The sequence below is a fragment of the Sphingobium sp. B8D3B genome (assembly GCF_025961875.1).
Taxonomy (GTDB): Bacteria; Pseudomonadota; Alphaproteobacteria; order Sphingomonadales; family Sphingomonadaceae; genus Sphingobium.
Map to the genome: position 1 here is coordinate 2,812,346 of NZ_JAOQON010000001.1, position 18,155 is coordinate 2,830,500.

Genomic DNA, 18,155 nt, shown 5'->3' on the forward strand with positions numbered 1-18,155 from the left:
GCTCCTCGGCCCTCAGCCAGCCTTCTCAGCCAGCACCGTCAACCCAGCCTCGCTCACCTCAGCAAAGCCCCCTTCGACCATGATCACGCGTGGCTCGGCGCCGTCGCGGTCGTAGACCTTGAGGGCGCCGTCCTTGACGGTGGACATGAAGGGCGCGTGGCCTTCCAGCACGCCGAATTCGCCCTCGGTGCCGGGCACGACGACCATGTGGACGTCCTGCGAGAGGACGAGCTTCTCAGGGGTCACGAGTTCGAAGTGCAGTGCCATGGTCTTCTCTCCCCCCTCACATCGGAGGGGTAAAGGGTGGAATGGTCGCGCCGGCTGAACATGCCCGGCGCCGACCCTGTTTCGATTACACCCCGCGAAAGGGTGCCGGCGCCTCTCGCCATCGGCGAAAGGCGCTTCAAGCCGTCAGATCAGGCTGCTTCCGCAGCCAGCTTCTTGCCCTTCTCGATGGCTTCGTCGATGCCGCCGACCATGTAGAAGGCAGCCTCGGGCAGATGGTCGTATTCACCATCGACGACGGCCTTGAAGCTCTTCACCGTGTCTTCGATCTGGACGAACTTGCCCGGAATGCCGGTGAACACCTCGGCGACGTGGAAGGGCTGCGAGAGGAAGCGCTGGATCTTGCGCGCACGGGCGACGGTCAGCTTATCCTCTTCCGACAGTTCGTCCATGCCCAGGATCGCGATGATGTCCTGCAGCGACTTGTACTTCTGCAGCGTCTCCTGAACGCGGCGGGCCGTGTCGTAATGCTCCTGGCCCACGACGGCGGCGGTCAGCACGCGGCTGGTCGAGTCGAGCGGGTCCACGGCCGGGTAGATGCCCAGCTCCGAGATCGCGCGGTTGAGCACGGTCGTGGCGTCAAGGTGCGCGAAGCTGGTGGCCGGCGCCGGGTCGGTCAAGTCGTCTGCCGGCACGTAAATGGCCTGCACCGAGGTGATCGAGCCCTTGTTAGTGGAGGTGATGCGCTCCTGCAGCGCGCCCATGTCGGTCGCGAGCGTCGGCTGATAGCCCACGGCCGAAGGAATACGGCCGAGCAGAGCAGACACTTCCGAGCCGGCCTGCGTGAAGCGGAAGATGTTGTCGACGAAGAAGAGCACGTCCTGCCCTTCCTGGTCGCGGAAATATTCGGCGATCGTCAGGCCCGAGAGCGCCACGCGCGCACGGGCGCCCGGGGGCTCATTCATCTGGCCGAACACCAGCGCCACCTTGGAGCCTTCCGGCGTCGGGTTGCCGTCGGCATCCTTGGCGATAACGCCGGCATCCAGGAACTCGTGATAGAGATCATTACCTTCACGCGTGCGCTCGCCGACGCCGGCGAACACCGAGGTGCCGCCATGGCCCTTCGCGATGTTGTTGATCAGCTCCTGAATGAGCACGGTCTTGCCCACGCCGGCGCCGCCGAACAAGCCGATCTTGCCGCCCTTGGCATAAGGCGCGAGCAGATCGATGACCTTGATGCCCGTCGCCAGAATGCTGGTCTCGGTCGACTGGTCGACGAACTCCGGAGCCTTGGCGTGGATCGGCGCGGTGGTCGCGGCATTCACCGGGCCACGCTCGTCGATCGGCTCGCCAATCACGTTGAGAATGCGGCCGAGCGTCATCGGGCCGACCGGCACCGAGATCTGCGCGCCGGTGTCGACCACGTCCTGACCGCGGGTCAGACCGTCGGTGGCGTCCATGGCAATCGTGCGCACGGTGTTCTCACCCAGATGCTGCGCCACTTCGAGCACCAGCCGCTGGCCGTTATTGTCCGTCTCGAGCGCCGAGAGAATCGCCGGGAGCCGATCCTCGAAGATCACGTCGACGACGGCGCCGATCACCTGGCTGATCTTGCCGACATTGTTGGTGGCTGCCATGTCTCTGCTTCCTTGCCTGCTTGTCCGTTAAAGCGCTTCTGCGCCCGAAATGATTTCCACCAGCTCGGTGGTGATCGCGGCCTGACGGCTGCGGTTGTACTCGATCGTCAGACGATTGATGAGATCGCCAGCGTTGCGCGTCGCATTGTCCATCGCGGTCATCGATGCGCCCTGCTCGCTGGCCATGTTCTCCAGCAACGCCTTGAAGATCTGGATGGTGATGTTGCGCGGCAAGAGATCCGCGAGGATCGCTTCCTCGTCCGGCTCATATTCGACGGCGGCGCCCGAAGAGGCAGGCGCATCCGCCGGCACAGCGACCGGGATGATCTGCTGCTCGGTCGGCGTCTGCACCAGCGGCGAGCGGAACGCGGCATAGAAGAGATGAGCCACGTCGAACTCGCCGGCGAAGAAGCGCTCGGAGATGTCCTGCGCCACGGCCTGGGCCTCGTCGAAACCGGGCGTGCGCACGTCCGTCGTATCGAACTGACCGGCGATGAGGCCGGGGAAGGTGCGCGCGATCACCGCGCGACCCTTGCGGCCGATGAGGTAGAACTTCACCGTCTTGCCCTGTGCGATCAGCACACGCGCCTTGGCGACAGCCGCCTTGACGATGTTGGCGTTGAAGGCACCCGCCAGACCCTTGTCGCCATTGGCCACAACGAGCAGATGCACGTCGTCCTTGCCCGTGCCCGCAAGCAGACGCGGTGCGCTGTCGCCGGTCACCTTGCCGGCAAGACTGGCCACAACCTTCTCAAGCCGCTGGGCATAGGGGCGCCCGGCTTCGGCCGCCGCCTGCGCCTTGCGCAGCTTGGCCGCAGCGACCATCTGCTTGGCCTTGGTGATCTTCTGGGTCGACTTGACCGAGGCGATCCGACCCTTGAGTTCCTTGAGCGAAGCCACTGGCTCAACCTACCTTTTCATCGTCGTGCCGGTCATGCCGGCATCAGGTCCCCACCGGCTAGGCCGATGGGGATGCGAACCATCTCAGGCGAACGTCTTGCCGAACGCGTCCAGCACGTCCTTGACCTTGGCCTTCACATCGTCGCCGAGGTCACGGCTGTCGCGAATCGCGGCCAGGATATCGGCATGGTGGGCGCGCATATGGGCCAGCATCGCCGCTTCGTAGCGGGTGACGTCGCTGGTCGCGATGCCATCGAGATAGCCATTGGTGCCGGCGAAGATCGACACGGTCTGCTCCTCGAAAGGCAGGGGCGAGAACTGCGGCTGCTTTAGCAGCTCCGTCAGGCGCGCACCGCGGTTCAGCAGCTTTTGCGTCGAGGCGTCGAGGTCCGAGCCGAACTGGGCGAACGCGGCCATTTCGCGATACTGGGCCAGCTCCAGCTTGATCGAGCCGGACACCTTCTTCATCGCCTTGGTCTGCGCCGCCGAACCCACGCGAGACACCGAGAGACCCACGTTAATGGCAGGACGGATGCCCTGATAGAACAGGTTCGTTTCGAGGAAGATCTGACCGTCGGTGATCGAAATCACGTTGGTCGGAATGTAGGCGGACACGTCGCCGGCCTGCGTCTCGATGATCGGCAGCGCGGTGAGCGAACCGGCGCCATTGGCGTCGTTCATCTTGGCGGCACGCTCGAGCAGACGGCTGTGCAGATAGAAGACGTCGCCCGGATAGGCTTCGCGGCCCGGAGGACGACGCAGCAGCAGCGACATCTGGCGATAGGCGACGGCCTGCTTGGAAAGGTCGTCGAACACGATCACGGCGTGCATGCCATTGTCGCGGAAATACTCGCCCATCGCGGCGCCGGTATAGGGCGCGAGGAACTGCAGCGGCGCCGGCTCGGAAGCAGTCGCGGCAATGACGATGGAATATTCCATTGCGCCATTCTCTTCGAGCTGACGGACGATCTGCGCAACGGTCGAGCGCTTCTGGCCGACGGCGACATAGATGCAGTAGAGCTTCTTGCTCTCGTCGGTGCCGGCGTTCGGGCCCTTCTGGTTGATGAAGGTATCGATCGCGACAGCGGTCTTGCCGGTCTGGCGGTCACCGATGATCAGCTCGCGCTGACCACGGCCGATCGGCACCAGCGCGTCAATGGCCTTGAGGCCGGTCTGCACCGGCTCATGCACCGACTTGCGGGGAATGATGCCCGGGGCCTTCACCTCGACGCGCGAACGCAGGTCCGACTGGATCGGGCCCTTGCCGTCAATGGGGTTGCCGAGGCCGTCAACCACGCGGCCGAGCAGGCCCTTGCCGACCGGAACGTCCACGATGGTGCCGGTCCGCTTGACGACGTCACCTTCCTTGATCTCGGCGTCCGAGCCGAAGATCACGACGCCGACATTGTCGGCTTCCAGGTTGAGGGCCATGCCCTGCACGCCGTTGGAGAACTCGACCATCTCACCGGCCTGAACCTTGTCGAGGCCGTGGATGCGCGCGATGCCGTCACCGACGCTGAGCACGGTGCCGACTTCGCTGACTTCCGCTTCGGCGCCGAAGTTGGCGATCTGGTCCTTGATGACCTTGGAGATTTCTGCGGCGTTGATATCCATGTTCAGCCTTTCATCGGATTCTTTGGCGCGTTAGCCGCGCATCGCCTGGGCGAGCTTGTTCAGTCGGGTACGGAGCGAGCTGTCGATCATCTGGCTGCCCATCTTGACGACGAGGCCACCCATGATTTCGGGATCGACGGTAAGATCAAGAGCCATGTCGCGGCCCGTGCGCGCCTTGAGCTGCCTGGCCAGCGCGTTCTGCTGGTCCTGGGTCAGCGGGAAGGCGGAGGTCACTTCTGCACGCGTCTCGCCACGATGGGCAGAGAGCAGCGTGGAGAATGCCCGAATCACGGCAGGAATCTGCGAGAGGCGGCGATTCTGCGCCAGTACGCCCAGCGTCCGCTCCGTCAGCGAATCGAGCCCGAGGCTCTGCGCCACGGCCTTGATCGCCTTGGCGGCATTGTCGCGGCCGACCAGCGGGCTCTGCGTCAACGCTTTGAGATCGTTCGATTCGGCCAGTGCGGCCTTGAGAGTCTCAAGGCTTGCCGCCACCGAATCGAGCGCCCCCTTGTCCCGCGCCAGCTCAAAAAGCGCGAGCGCATAACGCCCCGCCAAGCTAGCCTGAATACCGCTGGAATGCTCCACGCGCGCCTTGCCTCTTGTCCGAATTGAATCGCGCCAGAAAAGGGGAGGTACGGCTGCACCCCCCTTGACACGGGGGGGCGGTTAGCAGGGGTCGCCCTGCGATGCAAGTCGGGAGGGACAGGCCGGGCACGGATGCGCCGGAAGGCGTGGCGTCAGCGCAAAATGCGGTACAAACGCGCGCCCGGCTGCTGCAGGCGGTCATCGGGGACAAGCCAGGCCGGCACCTGCCCTTCCGTCAGACTGGCAGCAAGGCCGCGAGGTGCGGCCTTGAGATAATTGCGCGCTTCCGGCGCGGTCGGGCACAGCAGCAGATATTGGGCGGGTGTCGCGAGGACGATCGCGCGCGCGTTGTCGGGCTTGGCCGTGAAGGCGCGAATGACTGTCGCCATCGCGGCACTGTTCCGATGATAGCCCGCTGCGACGATGGAGAGATCGGTGCGATAGAGAATCAGCGGTCCCATATCGATCGGAGCGAAGATCTGGCCCGCACCCAGAGATTTGAACATCGGGCTGGCGATGGCGGCCGGGCAGTCGCCATCCGTCCGCGCGTCGGTGCTGCCTTTATCGGGCGGGAACAGCATCTGGCCGAGCCCATAGGCCGGGAGTGCCGTCGAGAGGAGCAGGGTGCCCGCCATCGCGAGGCTCCAGCCGATTCGCGGCCGAAAATGATGACGCTGGCCGGCGAGCAGCATGATGGCGGTGGCCATGCCGGGCAGGGCATAAAGCTCTGCCACCGCTGTGGCCCGCATCACGGTCATGCCGAGCAGCCAGGCGAAGGCGGCCGCCAACGCCAAACCGAGCCACGTTGTTGCATCATGCGACCGGCGACAAGCCCAGGCCCGCCACATAGCGGCGATGACGCCGGGGAGAGGTGCCAGAATCATCAAGGTCGCGAACGCGCCGCCCTGTCGCCAGAAGGGCAGGCCCTCGCGGACGCTATAATACCAGTAATCGCGCACCAGAGGATCCAGCCCGGCAAATGGCCCCGCCAGACAGGCGGGCGCGATCAGCGCGACCGCAGCGGCGGCGCTGGCTCCGGCGACAATAAGCGGGACGAGGCGCATGGTTGGATTGGCAGGACGAAGCAGGCGGTCGACCAGGAAGAGCATTGCGCCCGCAATGAACAGCGCGGCGATGTAGGGCGCGGAGATCGCGTCGCAATGGCTCTCCACAATCAGGCCAGCGCCGCGGGTGCCGAGAATCAGCAACAGGCTCGCGCCGATCAGCGCCGCCATGAACAGATGGATGCGCCGATCGCCGGTGCGCACAAACGCAAGCGCATAGAGGCCGGCGAACAGCGCCGCATAAGGCAGGCCCTCAATGGATACATGCATCCAGACCGCACAAGCCAGCGCACATCCAACCGCAGCCCAGCGGCCGGGCCGGGTCCACGCCAGCAGGGCGCAGGCGGCCATCAGCAACTGCCAGCCATGATGATCGACCCGCATCGGCGCAAACTGCAGCCCGACCATGAGGCATGCGGGCAACAGGGCGAGCATCAGCAATGCGACCTCCCGCCCGGCGATATCCCGGAGCAGCCGGCCCATGACGAGCATCAGGGCGAGACAGAGCAGGGCCGGCACCGCCACCAATGCGACGACTTCGGCCATGGGCTGGCCGACAAGGGGCCGAAGCAGCACGATCATCAAAGCGATCGGCAGGTCCACCAGCCGGGACCAGTGCAGGTCCCCACCGGTCGGCAGGTTCATGCGATATTGGGTGACGTCGCTCCACGCCTGGCCATTCAGCCAGTCGCGGACCTGGACCATGCGCATGTAATTGTCCGGATCGCCGAGCGAACCCGCCCTTGTCTCGGTCCAATTGGGAATGGCGAGAAGGGCCATGGCGAAAAGCCAGATGAGGGGCACGTACCGGTAAAAGGGCTCACCGTGCCCGAGGCGCTGGCCCGAAACATCCCCGGCAGTCATGCGAAAACGATCGCCTTGCGCAACATATAGGTCGCCTGGAAACTGACAGCGACCGCCAGCGCCTTGGCGAGCAGGGGCATCACCCCGAGCATCGCACCGAGCGCGACGATACCGGTCGTCAGCGCCAGACCGATCAGCGCAGACCCCACGAACAGCGCCTTCTGACGAACGCGATCCGCGCCGCTCGCAGCGAGGCCTTGCGCGAAGACCAGGCGCGAGGAGATCAGCCAGTGCATGAGGATGCCGGCCATATAGCCAAAAGCCGCTGCGGCGGCAGGGGCCATGCCCAGGTGCAGGCCAGCCATGAACAGCCCCACGTCGCCAGCCAGCGCCACGAGGCTGGCAAGACTATAACGCAGATAGGTGTGGCCGAGCAGCCCGGCCAGGAACGCGCCCATCACCCGATCATGCCACCATGCGGCGCCCGGCGGGCACGGCGCGCTGGCTCTCCAGCGCCGCACGCTCTCCCGCGCTCAGGGCGCCCTCATGGCCCGCTTCATGATATTCGGCATCCTCGTTGACGCCCCAGATATCGAACACCCGCTTGCCGGCGATGATATTGCGCACGGTCAGCATGGCCGTCATCATCGCGTGATCCTGATTGTTATAGCGATGCATCCCGTTCCGCCCGATCAGGTGCAGCGTGGGATATGTATACTCCAGCTCGGCGCGAATGGCCGCGACATTCGCCGCATAAGCCTCGTCATAGACGGGATAGGCTTTCTCCTGACGCACCACAGCGCCGCCGACCACCTGATCCGCGCGGATGAGGCCCATCAGTACCATCTCCTCGGTCGCCAGCGCGATCAGCTCGTCATCGCTGGATGACCAGAGCCCGTCGCCCTCGAAGCAGAAATATTCCAGGCCCACGCAAGCGATATCGGGATCGGGCACCATTTCGGGTGACCAGCTGCGGAAATTCTGCACCCGGCCCACCTTCACGCGCGGATCGTGGATGTAGATCCAATTGTCCGGAAACAGGTCTTCGGAGCGGATCATCAGCGCGACTGTCAGAAAATCGCGATAGTTGAGCGCCAGCGCGTGCCCGAGCGTCTTGGGCACCGGATGGATGCGGCTCGCCAGCTCCCGCATCGGCGCGGAGCTGATCACATGGTCGGCACTGATCGCGACTGTATCGCCGGCCGCCCGCGTCGCGGTAACGCGCCACCGGCCTGTCACCTGATCGCGGTGAATCTGCTTGAGGGCATGGCCCATCAGCACATGATTGCCGCCTTCGACCACGCGATCGCGCGCCGCATCCCACATCATCCCGGGCCCGAGGCGCGGGTAGCGGAAATTCTCGAGCAGGGTCTTGGCACCCATGCCGTTGTTTGGCTTTTTGTTGAGGCCAAGGCTGCGCTTGAGGCCATCCAGCACCGCCTTGCCCAGGCTCAGGCCCTTGATGCGCTGCGCCGCCCAGTCGGCGGACATGGTATCGCACGGCATCCCCCACACCTTCTCGGTGTAGGTCTTGAAGAAGATGGAATAGAGCTTGCGACCGAACTGGTTGACCACCCAGTCCTCGAAGCTGCGCACCGGCTTGATCGGCGCGATCTTGGCCTTGGCGTAGCTCAGCATGCACAGGGTCGAGCGGATGATGCCGAGATTGCGCAGCGCCTCGAAGGCACGCAGCGGATAGCTGTAGAAGCGGCCCTGATAATAGATGCGGCTCATGCGGGGCCGCTCGATGAAATCATGGGGCAGGATCTCGTTCCACAGATCGACCACCTCCTGCGATTTCGAGAAGAAGCGGTGGCCGCCGATATCGAAGCGGAATCCCTCATGCTCGACCGTGCGGCTGATGCCCCCGACCTGCGCGGAATCCTTCTCGATCACCGTCACGCGCAGCCCCGCCTTGGTCAGCAGATAGGCAGCGGTCAGCCCGGCCGGGCCAGCACCAATGATGGCCACATCAACGGAATGGGCGGAATTCGACATTCAGGCAGGTCCCCCGGAACCGAATAGGTCGACTCCGGGAGTGAAGGATCTTGCCTAATATTCCATTAATCCACGCCGCTCGGTGCCTCAGCGCGCCGGGCGCTGCCGGTTGGCGACGAGGTGATCCACCACGGCGGGGTCCGCTAGCGTGGAGGTATCGCCAAGCTGATCCACCGCGTCCTCGGCAATCTTGCGGAGAATCCGGCGCATGATCTTGCCCGAGCGGGTCTTGGGCAGGGCAGGAGCGAACTGGATCGCATCGGGCGTCGCGATGGGGCCGATCTCGTAACGCACCCATTGCACCAGCGCCTTGCGTAGTTCGTCATCGCCCTCGATGCCGACATTCAGCGTGACATAGGCGTAGATGCCCTGTCCCTTGATGTCATGCGGCATGCCTACCACGGCCGCCTCGGCCACCTTGGCATGCGCAACCAGTGCCGATTCGATCTCGGCCGTGCCCATGCGGTGGCCGGAGACGTTGATGACGTCATCGACCCGGCCGGTGATCCAGTAATAGCCATCCTCATCGCGCCGGCAGCCATCGCCGGTAAAATATTTGCCGGGATAGGTGCTGAAATAGGTCTGGAAGAAGCGCTCATGATCGCCCCACACGGTGCGCATCTGGCCCGGCCAGCTCTCGGCAATCACCAGATTGCCCTCGCACGGGCCTTCGAGGATCTTGCCTTCGGTATCGACGATCTGCGGCAGCACGCCGAAGAACGGCTTGGTGGCACTGCCGGGCTTGAGATCGATCGCGCCGGGAAGGGGCGTGATCATGTGGCCGCCGGTTTCAGTTTGCCACCAGGTGTCCATGATCGGGCAGCGCCCGTCGCCCACGACGCGGTGATACCAGTCCCACGCCTCGGGATTGATCGGCTCGCCGACCGAACCGAGGATGCGCAGGCTCTTGCGGCTGGTCTTCTCCACCCACGCATCGCCCTCGCGCATCAGGGCGCGGATCGCGGTCGGCGCGGCATAGAAGGTGCTTACGTTGAACTGATCGACCACCTGCCAGAACCGGCTGAAATCGGGATAATGCGGCACGCCCTCAAACATCACCGTCGTCGCGCCGTTGGCGAGCGGGCCGTAGACGATATAGCTGTGGCCGGTGACCCAGCCGATATCGGCGGCGCACCAATAGATATCGCCGGGGCGGTAATCGAACACGTAATGATGCGTCATCGCCGCCCAGAGCAGATAGCCTGCGCTGGTGTGCAGCACGCCCTTGGGCTTGCCGGTGGATCCTGAGGTGTAGAGGATGAACAGCGGATCCTCGGCGCCGATTTCCTCGGCCGGGCAATCGTCCGAGACGCTGTCGCGCAGCACGTCATACCAATGATCGCGGCCCTCTGTCATCGCAACGGCATTGCCGGTCCGGCGCACCACAATCACCGATTCCACGCAGGTGCAGTCGTCCAGCGCTTCATCCACATTGGCCTTGAGCGGGATCGTCTTGCCCCCGCGCACGCCCTCGTCGGCCGTGATCACCACCGTGGAATCGCAATCGGTGATGCGCCCCGCCAGACTGTCCGGCGAGAAGCCGCCGAACACCACCGAGTGGATGGCGCCGATACGGGCACAGGCGAGCATCGCCATCGCCGCTTCCGGGATCATCGGCATGTAGATGGTGACCCGGTCGCCCTTGCGGACGCCTTGCGCCTTCAGCACATTTGCAAAGCGGCAAACTTCCCCGTGCAATTCGCGATAGGTGATCGTGCGGCTCTCATCGGGATTGTCGCCGGCCCAGAGGATCGCCGGCACATCGCCGCGCTCCGCCAGATGCCGGTCGAGGCAATTGGCCGCGATGTTGAGCGTGCCGTCGGCGAACCATTTGATGCCGAAGTCAGCTTCATCGAAGCTGGCGTCCTTGACCTGGGTGAAGTCCTTGATCCAGTCGAGCCGCGCCACCTCCTTGCGCCAGAAGCTCTCTGGTTCTGCAATCGATTGCGTATACAGGCGTGAATAATCGTCACCGGTCACATAGGCGCGCTCGCGCCAATTCGCAGGCACAGGGTAGAGGGGCTGGCTCACGCACTTCTCCAAAGACTGTTATGGCGCCAACCTTAGCCGTTTTGCCAGCCATGCCAAGTCCATCGCGGATGGCACGGAACGGCGGTCCCAGAAGCCGGGACCAGTCTCAGGCGTCGTTGCTCCACAGCAATTGGCCGTCCGGATCGGTGATCTGAGTCAACCGGCGCGCCGCGCGGCGCGCAAGCCGCTGCACTTCGAGCTTGCGCCGCGCGGGCGCCAGAGGCTCGCTGGGCGCAGGGCGAAGGATTTCGGCATCATATTGGTCGGCAACGATGAGCCCCGTGCGCCCTGGCCACAGCGCCTCGGACTCGAACAGCGTGAGATCAAAGCCGACAGGCACGGCCCAGAAGTAGCGATCGCAATAATCGAAATAGTCCGGCCATTTGCCGTCCCCGAGCAGGTCGGCACGGCTGCATTTGATTTCCACGGCAATAATCTGGCCGCGGGCATCCACAGCCATGATGTCGAGCCGGCGACCATTGGGAAGCGGCACTTCGGAAATGCCGAAAATATCGTGGCGCGCAAAGAGACGCAGCACTCCGCGCGTGACGGCCAGCGCCGTTCCATCGGTCAATGCAGGATCGCAGGCGATCACAGGTTCAAGCGCAGGTTCAGGATGTGAGGCCATGTGGCGGGATTAGAACACAATAAGAACAACTGCAAGCCAAGCTCAAACGAGACGGGCCGGCCCAGCGCTCTGCTGACCCGGCCCGGCTTGTGATGATTGGTTGGCTCAGCGGTAGAAGATGTGACCGCCAATGCGCGTGAGGCGATCATGCTTCCAGTTCGGCGACACGCGCGCGGAATGGAAGAACAGGGCGCCTTCCACCGGGTTGTCCCAGCTTCCGTCCAGCGCAATCTGGGCGATTGCGCGCGCGGTGCGCCACTGACCGGCATGGGTCGGCGTGGGCAGCTGGCCCTGACGGACGAAACTGAACTGACCCGGCTGCGTGACGACGCCGCACAGGCTGGTGGGGAAACGCCCGGACCGCGCCCGCTCAAGCACGACATTGGCAACGGCGAGCTGGCCGGTCAGGCTCTCGCTGCGCGCTTCATAATAAATGGTGGTGGCGAGACATTTCGCATCAGCGTCGGAAATCTCTTCGACATTGGCCTGCTGAACCAATTCGGCCAGCGAATCGACAGAGTCGGCAGAAGCGGCTTCGTTCGGAGCCGTCTCGGCATCGGGTTCAACCGTTGCGGGGGTCGTCAGGCTTGCAGCGACGACGGCGGGAACCTCGAGCATTGTCGAGAAACCTTGGCGGGCTGTCCCCTCAGGAGCAGCAGCCAGAGCGATTGTGGACGAGAGAAGTCCAACGGTCGCCACGATGGCGACCACGACACGATTGGGCATTCATTCTCAGTACTGTGCGGTGGGTCGGAGATCGGAATGCAGGTCGCATCTATCGTGCAACGCTCAGCGCTCCGGTCCGCCCCCCGTCTGCGTGTTTGCGATGACCTGTCCCCATGACGGCCACACGCAACCTGCGCGAGTTGGTGGGGCCTTTGGCCGCTCAGCCGGGAACTGTCAACTCGTGCACAGTATCTCGGCGGCGAGCCGTTCCCCGTCTGCGACATCCAGTTCCACGAACCAGATGTCGGGGTCCACCCGGGTTCTTCTGTCTATATATTGTGATATTTCAGAGTCTTGGGTTAAATCCCGTGGTCCGCAGGGCGTGAGAGAAAGAGTCCCGTCAAGGGACGTAACACGCTCAAAAAGCCCGATTGTCCGGCCGCGATCCACCGCCTGCACGACGATGGTTCCGCTCAACGGCTCCCCTTTGTGAAGCACGGTGCCATGCCCCCCCTGCGCCTGGACACGGCGCAACAGAACCCCGATGAGGATCTGGCTCGTCAGGCGTGCGGTCACCGGTCTCCTACTTCCGGGCGCACATAACCCGGCAGGCCGACCAGCGGGATGGTGGAGCGCATGAACGTGCCGGTCCCGCGACCCACTTCCTCCCCCTCGGCATCGACAAGGCGCGCCTCGGCGACGAAAACGCGTCGCTTGCCGCTCAGCCATTTCCCTTCCGCCACGATCGGCCCCGCCTTGAGCGGGCGGGTGAACAGCAGGTTGAATGCGGTGGTGAGGAGGAAGCGATCCGTGACGAGGCTGTTGGCGGCATAAAAAGCCGCATCGTCGAGCATCTTGAAATACAGCGTGCCATGGGTGGCGCCTGCGGCATGGAAATAGTCCGGCGTCACGTCGATGACGATGCGCGCCTCGCCGGGGGCCGAGATATCCAGCCTTGAGGGGAATAATCCGTTGATCGGCGCCGAGGCATAGAGCCGTTCGAGCGCCCGGAAATGCGCGGCCTCGCCGGATGGCGGCGTGCCGTCAGGCTGCGTCACGCGACTCGCCGCCGGCGAGCAGGGCATAGAGCGCGGCGTCCGAGCCAACGCCACGAATGCGCGCAAGATGGCGCTCGTTACGGAGCAGGCGCGAGACGCGGGCCAGAGTCTTGAGATGCTCGGCGCCACTATCTTGTGGGGAGAGCAGCATGAACACGACATCCACCGGCACATCGTCGATTGCATCGAAGGGGATCGGCTCGGCCAGCAGCACCACGGCGCCATGGACGCTCTCAAGCCCTTCCAGCTTGGCGTGGGGAATCGCGATTCCGCCACCAAAGCCCGTCGAGCCAAGGCGTTCCCGCTCGGTGATGCACTCGACAACCTCGGCGGCATCGAGCCCATAGGCATCGGCCGCCAACTGACCCAGCTTCAGGAAAAGCTGTTTCTTGTTAGGAAGGGCCACCGCGGACGAAACAGCGTTCGCCGCGAGCAAGTCGCTGAAATTATCCATGTTCAACCCGTGTCCTGCGGCCGACCTGGGGATTTCTGCGCCGGGGTGAAGTCCACCCATCATGGCCGCCTGGAAAAAACTTGGCCGGCTGATAGGCGCAAAGGCCATTCGGGTCAACCGGTTGCCGGGGAGGGGGTCAGGGGAGGGAGGGCTGCGCATCGCGCGCAGCCCTCGAGCGCGTTCAGGCGCGGGGCGGCTCCACCCAGCCGATGGTCCCGTCAGTGCGACGATAGACCATGTTGAAGGTGGCCGTGCTGCTGTTGAGGAACATGAGCGCATTGGTATTGCGCAGATCGAGCATCATCACCGCATCGGATACGCTGGCGCGCGGAATATCCACGCGCATCTCCGCGATCACCACCGGTGCATCGACGTCCACTTCCTCTTCCGCTTCGCTGGACTGGAAGACGACATAATTGGCATCGTCGATGCCGGGCGCATCGCGTTGGGCTTCGGCGGCGAGCGCCTGGCTGTGGCGATCTTTCAGCCGCCGCATGTAGCGGCGCAGCTGCTTTTCGATGCGTTCCGCGGCCTGATCGAAGCAGACATGGGCATCATGGGCCTCGCCCGCGCCCTTGAGGATCAGCCCTGCCATCACATGGCAGACGATGTCGCAGCGAAAGGCGCCATGAGGCGCGTTGCTGAATGTCACGCTGGAGGAGATGGTGCGCGAGAAATACTTGTCGGCGATCGCCTGCATCCGCTCGGCAACATGCGCCTGAAGCGCCTCGCCGGTGTCGACCTGATGACCCGATACGCGGATTTCCATCTGATTTCTCCTTCTTGTTGGACCTGATGGTCTATGAACGTGGCGCGCCGCCTAGTGAGGATAATCCTCAGGACGGGCGATCGAGCCACAAAGGGTGATCGATCTTTTCCAGAAACGCGGCATGACGCGCCAGTTCCTGCGCGCTCGGCGAAAACAGACGGGCCGGGCGGAACGGGCGGGCAGCCGGAATGGCCATGGATTGTGTGGTCGTCACGGTGACGGTGATCTGTTCTTCCGCCATCAAGGTGAGGCCGATCTGACGCCCGCCGGTCAGTTCGATATAGAGCTGCGCGAGCAATTCCGCGTCCAGCAACGCGCCATGCTTGATGCGGTGGCTGCGGTCGATCCCGTAGCGACTGCACAGGGCATCAAGACTGTGCTTGGCACCGGGGTGAAGGGTCCGCGCAATCGTCAGGCTGTCGATCATCCGCCCCATGTCGACGGTGGGATGGCCGCACCGCTCCAGCTCGGCGTTGAGAAAGCCGAAATCGAACCGCGCATTGTGCGCGACCAGCATTGAATCGCCGAGAAACTCGAGCAACTCTGCGGCCTTGCTGCCGAACAAAGGCTTGTCGGAGAGAAAGCGCGCGGACAGCCCGTGAACCGCCTCGGCCGAGGCGGGCATATCGCGCTGGGGATTGAAATAGGCGTGGTAGGTTTCGCCGGTCGGGATGCGATTGATCAGCTCGACACAGCCGATTTCGACAAGACGGTCACCGCTGAGCGGATCAAAGCCGGTGGTTTCAGTATCGAAGACGATTTCACGCATCGTGGCATTTCACTCGTTGGGGAGGCATTATCGGACCAGCGCCGTGCGAAGGCAAGCAACGAGACGAAAAATCCGCGCTCTCATCCGCCATTTTGGCTGTGCTGTATCCAGCACCAGGTCGGCATGGCGGCGCTTGAGGTGATCGGGAAGCTGACTGGCCTTGATGGCTTCAAACCGCTTTGCGGTCATGCCGGGCCGGCGAAGCACGCGCCGCCGCTGGAGAGACGGCGCAGCGGAAACGACGACGACCAAGTCCATGTGCCGCTCGCCCCGCGTTTCGAACAGCAGCGGGATATCGAGAACGACCATCGGCCGGCTGCGGTGACGACGCAGAAACGCTGCGCGCGCCCCGGCAACGGCGGGATGCACGATCCGCTCCAACGCCCGCATTTCCTCTGGCTGGCCGATCACCCGGGCACCAAGCATCCGGCGATCGACGCCGGCAGCGCTGGTGGTGCCGGGAAAGCGCGCTTCAATCGCGCCGAGCAAGGCGCCGCCGGGCCCCTGCAAATGATGGACTGCGGCATCGGCATCGAACACCGGCACGCCCGCTGCGCGAAACATGGCGGCTGCGGTCGATTTGCCCATGCCGATCGATCCGGTCAGTCCGATGCGGAATGGACGATGTCTCACGCGCAGACCCGACAAGCGGCGGTCAGGCAGGCACGAGCAGGCGTTCGCGCAACTGCGCATCCAGCTCGCGCGGCGGCTGGGCATCGAAGAAGATGTCAAAGGCGAGCGCGGCCTGGCCGATCAGCATCTCCAGCCCGTCAATGCACATGAGGTCGCGCTTGCGCGCCGCCGCCAGCAGCGGTGTTTCCAACGGGGCATAGACGATGTCGTAGACCATTGCCTTATCCGGCAACGGTGACAGATCGGGCGTCCATGCCGGCTGCCCGACCATCCCGAGCGAAGTGGAATTGGCCAGCAGATCGGCTGCCGGCAGTGCCGCATCGAAATCCTGCACGCGGCCGGCCAGACCCAGCCGGTCCAGCAAAGCCTGCCCCTTGGCGGCATCGCGTGCCACGATCGTCAGGTCGGTCACGCCCACGGACCGCAAGGCGAACCCGATTGCCTGCGCCGCGCCGCCGGTGCCGGCCAGAATGGCGCTGGTGCCGCTCCAGCCGCGTGCCAGCAAGGGCTGCAGAAATCCGCCTGCGTCGGTGTTGGTGCCGATCAGCGGCCCGCCGGTTTCGCAGGCGACCGTATTGATGGCACCGATACGATCCCGCACACCGCCAGGATCATCGACATAATCCAGCGCCGCGATCTTGTGCGGAATGGTGATGTTGCAGCCCAGCCAGTCCGGATCGGCCCGGCGCCTGAGGAAATAGCCGGCCAGTTCGTCCGGCGCGACCCGGGTCTTGCGATACTCCGCATCGATGCCCAGCTCTTCCAGCCAGAAATTGTGGATGACCGGCGACTTGCTGTGCGCGATGGGGTCGCCGATCACCTCGGCATATGGTTTTCCCTGACTCATGCCGGCAAGATAGAGCGCACGCGCAAATAGTCGAGTAAAGGAAGTAGGGGCAGGCCCTGTACGGCAAAGAGGCTGCCGGAAATGCGCGAGAAAAGCTGCGCGCCCGGCCCCTCAATGCGATAGCAGCCGACACACCAGCGGCACTGCTCCCAGTCGAGGTCCAGATAATGGTCGATGAAAGCCGCGCTGAGCGGACGCATCTGGAGCGTGACGCTCTCGATCTGGCGCCATTGCGCCTGCTCGGCCTGCGCGATCACGGCCGCGCTGTGGAGCTTATGCGCCCGGCCGCTCATCCGCGCGAGCAGATCGGCCGCGGCTTCCCGTGTCTCCACCTTGTCGATCAGGCTGCCGTCATCCAGCTCCAGCGTCTGGTCGCAGCCCAGCACGAACGCGTCCGGGTGCCGCATCGACGGGCGACGGCATTTCCATTCCGCCACCGCGTCGGCCAGATCGCGGGCGTTCAGGCCCTCGGCGACCAGACTGGCCTTGATCGCATCCTCGTCCACACCGGCCGGAACTGTCTCGAACGGCACGGCAGCGTCGGCGAGCAGGCGCCGGCGACTTTCGCTCTGCGAGGCGAGCAGAAGAGGCGGTGTGCTCATACCGGCCCAAGCCCCGGCAGGCCGCTGCTGCTCTTCAGTCGTTCCTGATACAGGTTGACGATGGCTGCGGCGGTTTCTTCGATGGAACGGCGCGTGACATCGATCACCGGCCAGCCCTGATCGGCAAACATGCGGCGGGCATGCGCCACCTCGCCATTCACGCGCTCAAGATCGACATAGGCCGTTTCCGGCGCCTGATTGAGTGACAGCAGCCGGTTGCGCCGCACCTGCACCAGCCGCTCGGCGCCAGCGGTCAGGCCGACCACCATCGGGTGGCGCAATTTGAACAGGCTCGTCGGGGGCGGGGATTCCAGCACCAGCGGAATATTGGCCGTCTTGTAGCCGCGATTGGCGAGATAAATGCTCGTCGGCGTCTTTGACGTGCGGGACACGCCGGCGAGGACGATATCCGCCTCCTCCCAATTCTCCCAGCCGACGCCGTCATCATGGGCGATGGTGAACTGGATGGCGTCGATCCGCGCAAAATAGGCTTCGTCCAGCACATGTTTGCGACCGGGACGATTGCGCATTTCCTGGCCCAACAAATTGGACATGGCGTCCGTCACTGGATCGAGCGGCGCGACATAGGGGATGCCGATGGCCCGGCAGCCATTTTCGAGCCGGCGACGCAGGGTAGGGTTGGCCAGGGTGAACAGCACCATGCCCGGATTGCGCGCCACTTCTTCCAAGATGCGCTCAAGATGCTGTTCGGAACGCACCATCGGCCAGAAATGGCGGATCGTCTCGACATTCTCGAACTGGGCGAGTGCCGCCTTGCCGATATGCTCGAGCGTTTCGCCGGTGGAATCCGAAAGCAGATGCAGGTTCAGGCGGTCCATATCCACCGTTCATGTGGAACATTGCGGGATAA

20 protein-coding genes are annotated in these 18,155 nt (G+C 64.1%); all 20 read right to left on the reverse strand.

The features are described 5' to 3' along the window. Positions 1-12 precede the first annotated feature (12 nt). A complete protein-coding gene (locus M2343_RS13190; protein WP_181561055.1) occupies positions 13-267 on the reverse strand; it encodes an ATP synthase F1 subunit epsilon in 255 nt (84 codons plus the stop codon). A 149-nt stretch (positions 268-416) separates the two neighbouring features. Then, complete coding sequence (gene atpD, locus M2343_RS13195; protein ID WP_181561056.1) at positions 417-1,862, reverse strand: F0F1 ATP synthase subunit beta; 1,446 nt, start codon at positions 1,860-1,862, stop codon at positions 417-419. A gap of 27 nt (positions 1,863-1,889) precedes the next feature. Continuing rightward, a complete protein-coding gene (locus M2343_RS13200; RefSeq protein WP_181561057.1) occupies positions 1,890-2,762 on the reverse strand; it encodes a F0F1 ATP synthase subunit gamma in 873 nt (290 codons plus the stop codon). Positions 2,763-2,846: 84 nt separating this feature from the next. Continuing rightward, positions 2,847-4,376, reverse strand: coding sequence for a F0F1 ATP synthase subunit alpha (gene atpA / locus M2343_RS13205; RefSeq protein ID WP_181561058.1), 1,530 nt, complete (start codon positions 4,374-4,376; stop codon positions 2,847-2,849). Between the two features lie 30 nt (positions 4,377-4,406). Beyond that, a complete protein-coding gene (locus M2343_RS13210) occupies positions 4,407-4,961 on the reverse strand; it encodes a F0F1 ATP synthase subunit delta (protein ID WP_264577021.1) in 555 nt (184 codons plus the stop codon). Positions 4,962-5,113: 152 nt separating this feature from the next. Next, a complete protein-coding gene (locus M2343_RS13215) occupies positions 5,114-6,889 on the reverse strand; it encodes a hypothetical protein (protein ID WP_264577022.1) in 1,776 nt (591 codons plus the stop codon). Beyond that, positions 6,886-7,287 carry a GtrA family protein gene (locus M2343_RS13220; RefSeq protein WP_264577023.1) on the reverse strand — a complete coding sequence of 134 codons (402 nt, stop codon included), beginning with the start codon at positions 7,285-7,287 and terminating at the stop codon, positions 6,886-6,888. Before M2343_RS13220 ends, M2343_RS13215 begins: the two co-directional genes overlap by 4 nt. Before the next feature lie 7 nt (positions 7,288-7,294). Then, positions 7,295-8,827, reverse strand: coding sequence for an NAD(P)/FAD-dependent oxidoreductase (locus tag M2343_RS13225; protein WP_264577024.1), 1,533 nt, complete (start codon positions 8,825-8,827; stop codon positions 7,295-7,297). Between the two features lie 87 nt (positions 8,828-8,914). Continuing rightward, entirely contained in the window at positions 8,915-10,858 is a 1,944-nt protein-coding gene (acs, locus tag M2343_RS13230; protein ID WP_264577025.1) for an acetate--CoA ligase, read from the reverse strand. Between the two features lie 106 nt (positions 10,859-10,964). After that, a complete protein-coding gene (locus tag M2343_RS13235) occupies positions 10,965-11,486 on the reverse strand; it encodes an MmcB family DNA repair protein (protein ID WP_264577026.1) in 522 nt (173 codons plus the stop codon). A 105-nt stretch (positions 11,487-11,591) separates the two neighbouring features. After that, the gene (locus tag M2343_RS13240; RefSeq protein WP_181561065.1) at positions 11,592-12,212 is read right to left on the reverse strand and encodes a cell wall hydrolase; all 621 of its coding nucleotides are present in this window, start codon (positions 12,210-12,212) and stop codon (positions 11,592-11,594) included. Positions 12,213-12,386: 174 nt separating this feature from the next. Beyond that, on the reverse strand, positions 12,387-12,728 hold the full coding sequence (locus tag M2343_RS13245) for a DUF1491 family protein (protein WP_264577027.1): 342 nt from the start codon (positions 12,726-12,728) through the stop codon (positions 12,387-12,389). Beyond that, the gene (locus M2343_RS13250) at positions 12,725-13,237 is read right to left on the reverse strand and encodes a PaaI family thioesterase (protein ID WP_264577028.1); all 513 of its coding nucleotides are present in this window, start codon (positions 13,235-13,237) and stop codon (positions 12,725-12,727) included. Before M2343_RS13250 ends, M2343_RS13245 begins: the two co-directional genes overlap by 4 nt. Then, positions 13,197-13,664, reverse strand: coding sequence for a PTS sugar transporter subunit IIA (locus M2343_RS13255; RefSeq protein WP_264577029.1), 468 nt, complete (start codon positions 13,662-13,664; stop codon positions 13,197-13,199). The genes M2343_RS13250 and M2343_RS13255 overlap by 41 nt, the downstream gene beginning before the upstream one ends. A gap of 181 nt (positions 13,665-13,845) precedes the next feature. Further along, complete coding sequence (hpf, locus tag M2343_RS13260; protein ID WP_181561069.1) at positions 13,846-14,433, reverse strand: ribosome hibernation-promoting factor, HPF/YfiA family; 588 nt, start codon at positions 14,431-14,433, stop codon at positions 13,846-13,848. Positions 14,434-14,500: 67 nt separating this feature from the next. Then, positions 14,501-15,202: a DNA polymerase III subunit epsilon gene (dnaQ, locus tag M2343_RS13265; protein WP_264577030.1), complete on the reverse strand. Its 702-nt coding sequence runs from the start codon at positions 15,200-15,202 to the stop codon at positions 14,501-14,503. Between the two features lie 27 nt (positions 15,203-15,229). After that, entirely contained in the window at positions 15,230-15,835 is a 606-nt protein-coding gene (gene coaE, locus M2343_RS13270) for a dephospho-CoA kinase (RefSeq protein ID WP_264577031.1), read from the reverse strand. A gap of 22 nt (positions 15,836-15,857) precedes the next feature. After that, complete coding sequence (locus tag M2343_RS13275) at positions 15,858-16,682, reverse strand: shikimate dehydrogenase family protein (RefSeq protein ID WP_264577032.1); 825 nt, start codon at positions 16,680-16,682, stop codon at positions 15,858-15,860. Continuing rightward, complete coding sequence (locus tag M2343_RS13280) at positions 16,679-17,284, reverse strand: Maf family protein (protein WP_264577033.1); 606 nt, start codon at positions 17,282-17,284, stop codon at positions 16,679-16,681. The genes M2343_RS13275 and M2343_RS13280 overlap by 4 nt, the downstream gene beginning before the upstream one ends. After that, positions 17,281-18,123 carry a pyruvate, water dikinase regulatory protein gene (locus M2343_RS13285; protein ID WP_264577034.1) on the reverse strand — a complete coding sequence of 281 codons (843 nt, stop codon included), beginning with the start codon at positions 18,121-18,123 and terminating at the stop codon, positions 17,281-17,283. The genes M2343_RS13280 and M2343_RS13285 overlap by 4 nt, the downstream gene beginning before the upstream one ends. Positions 18,124-18,155: the final 32 nt, after the last annotated feature.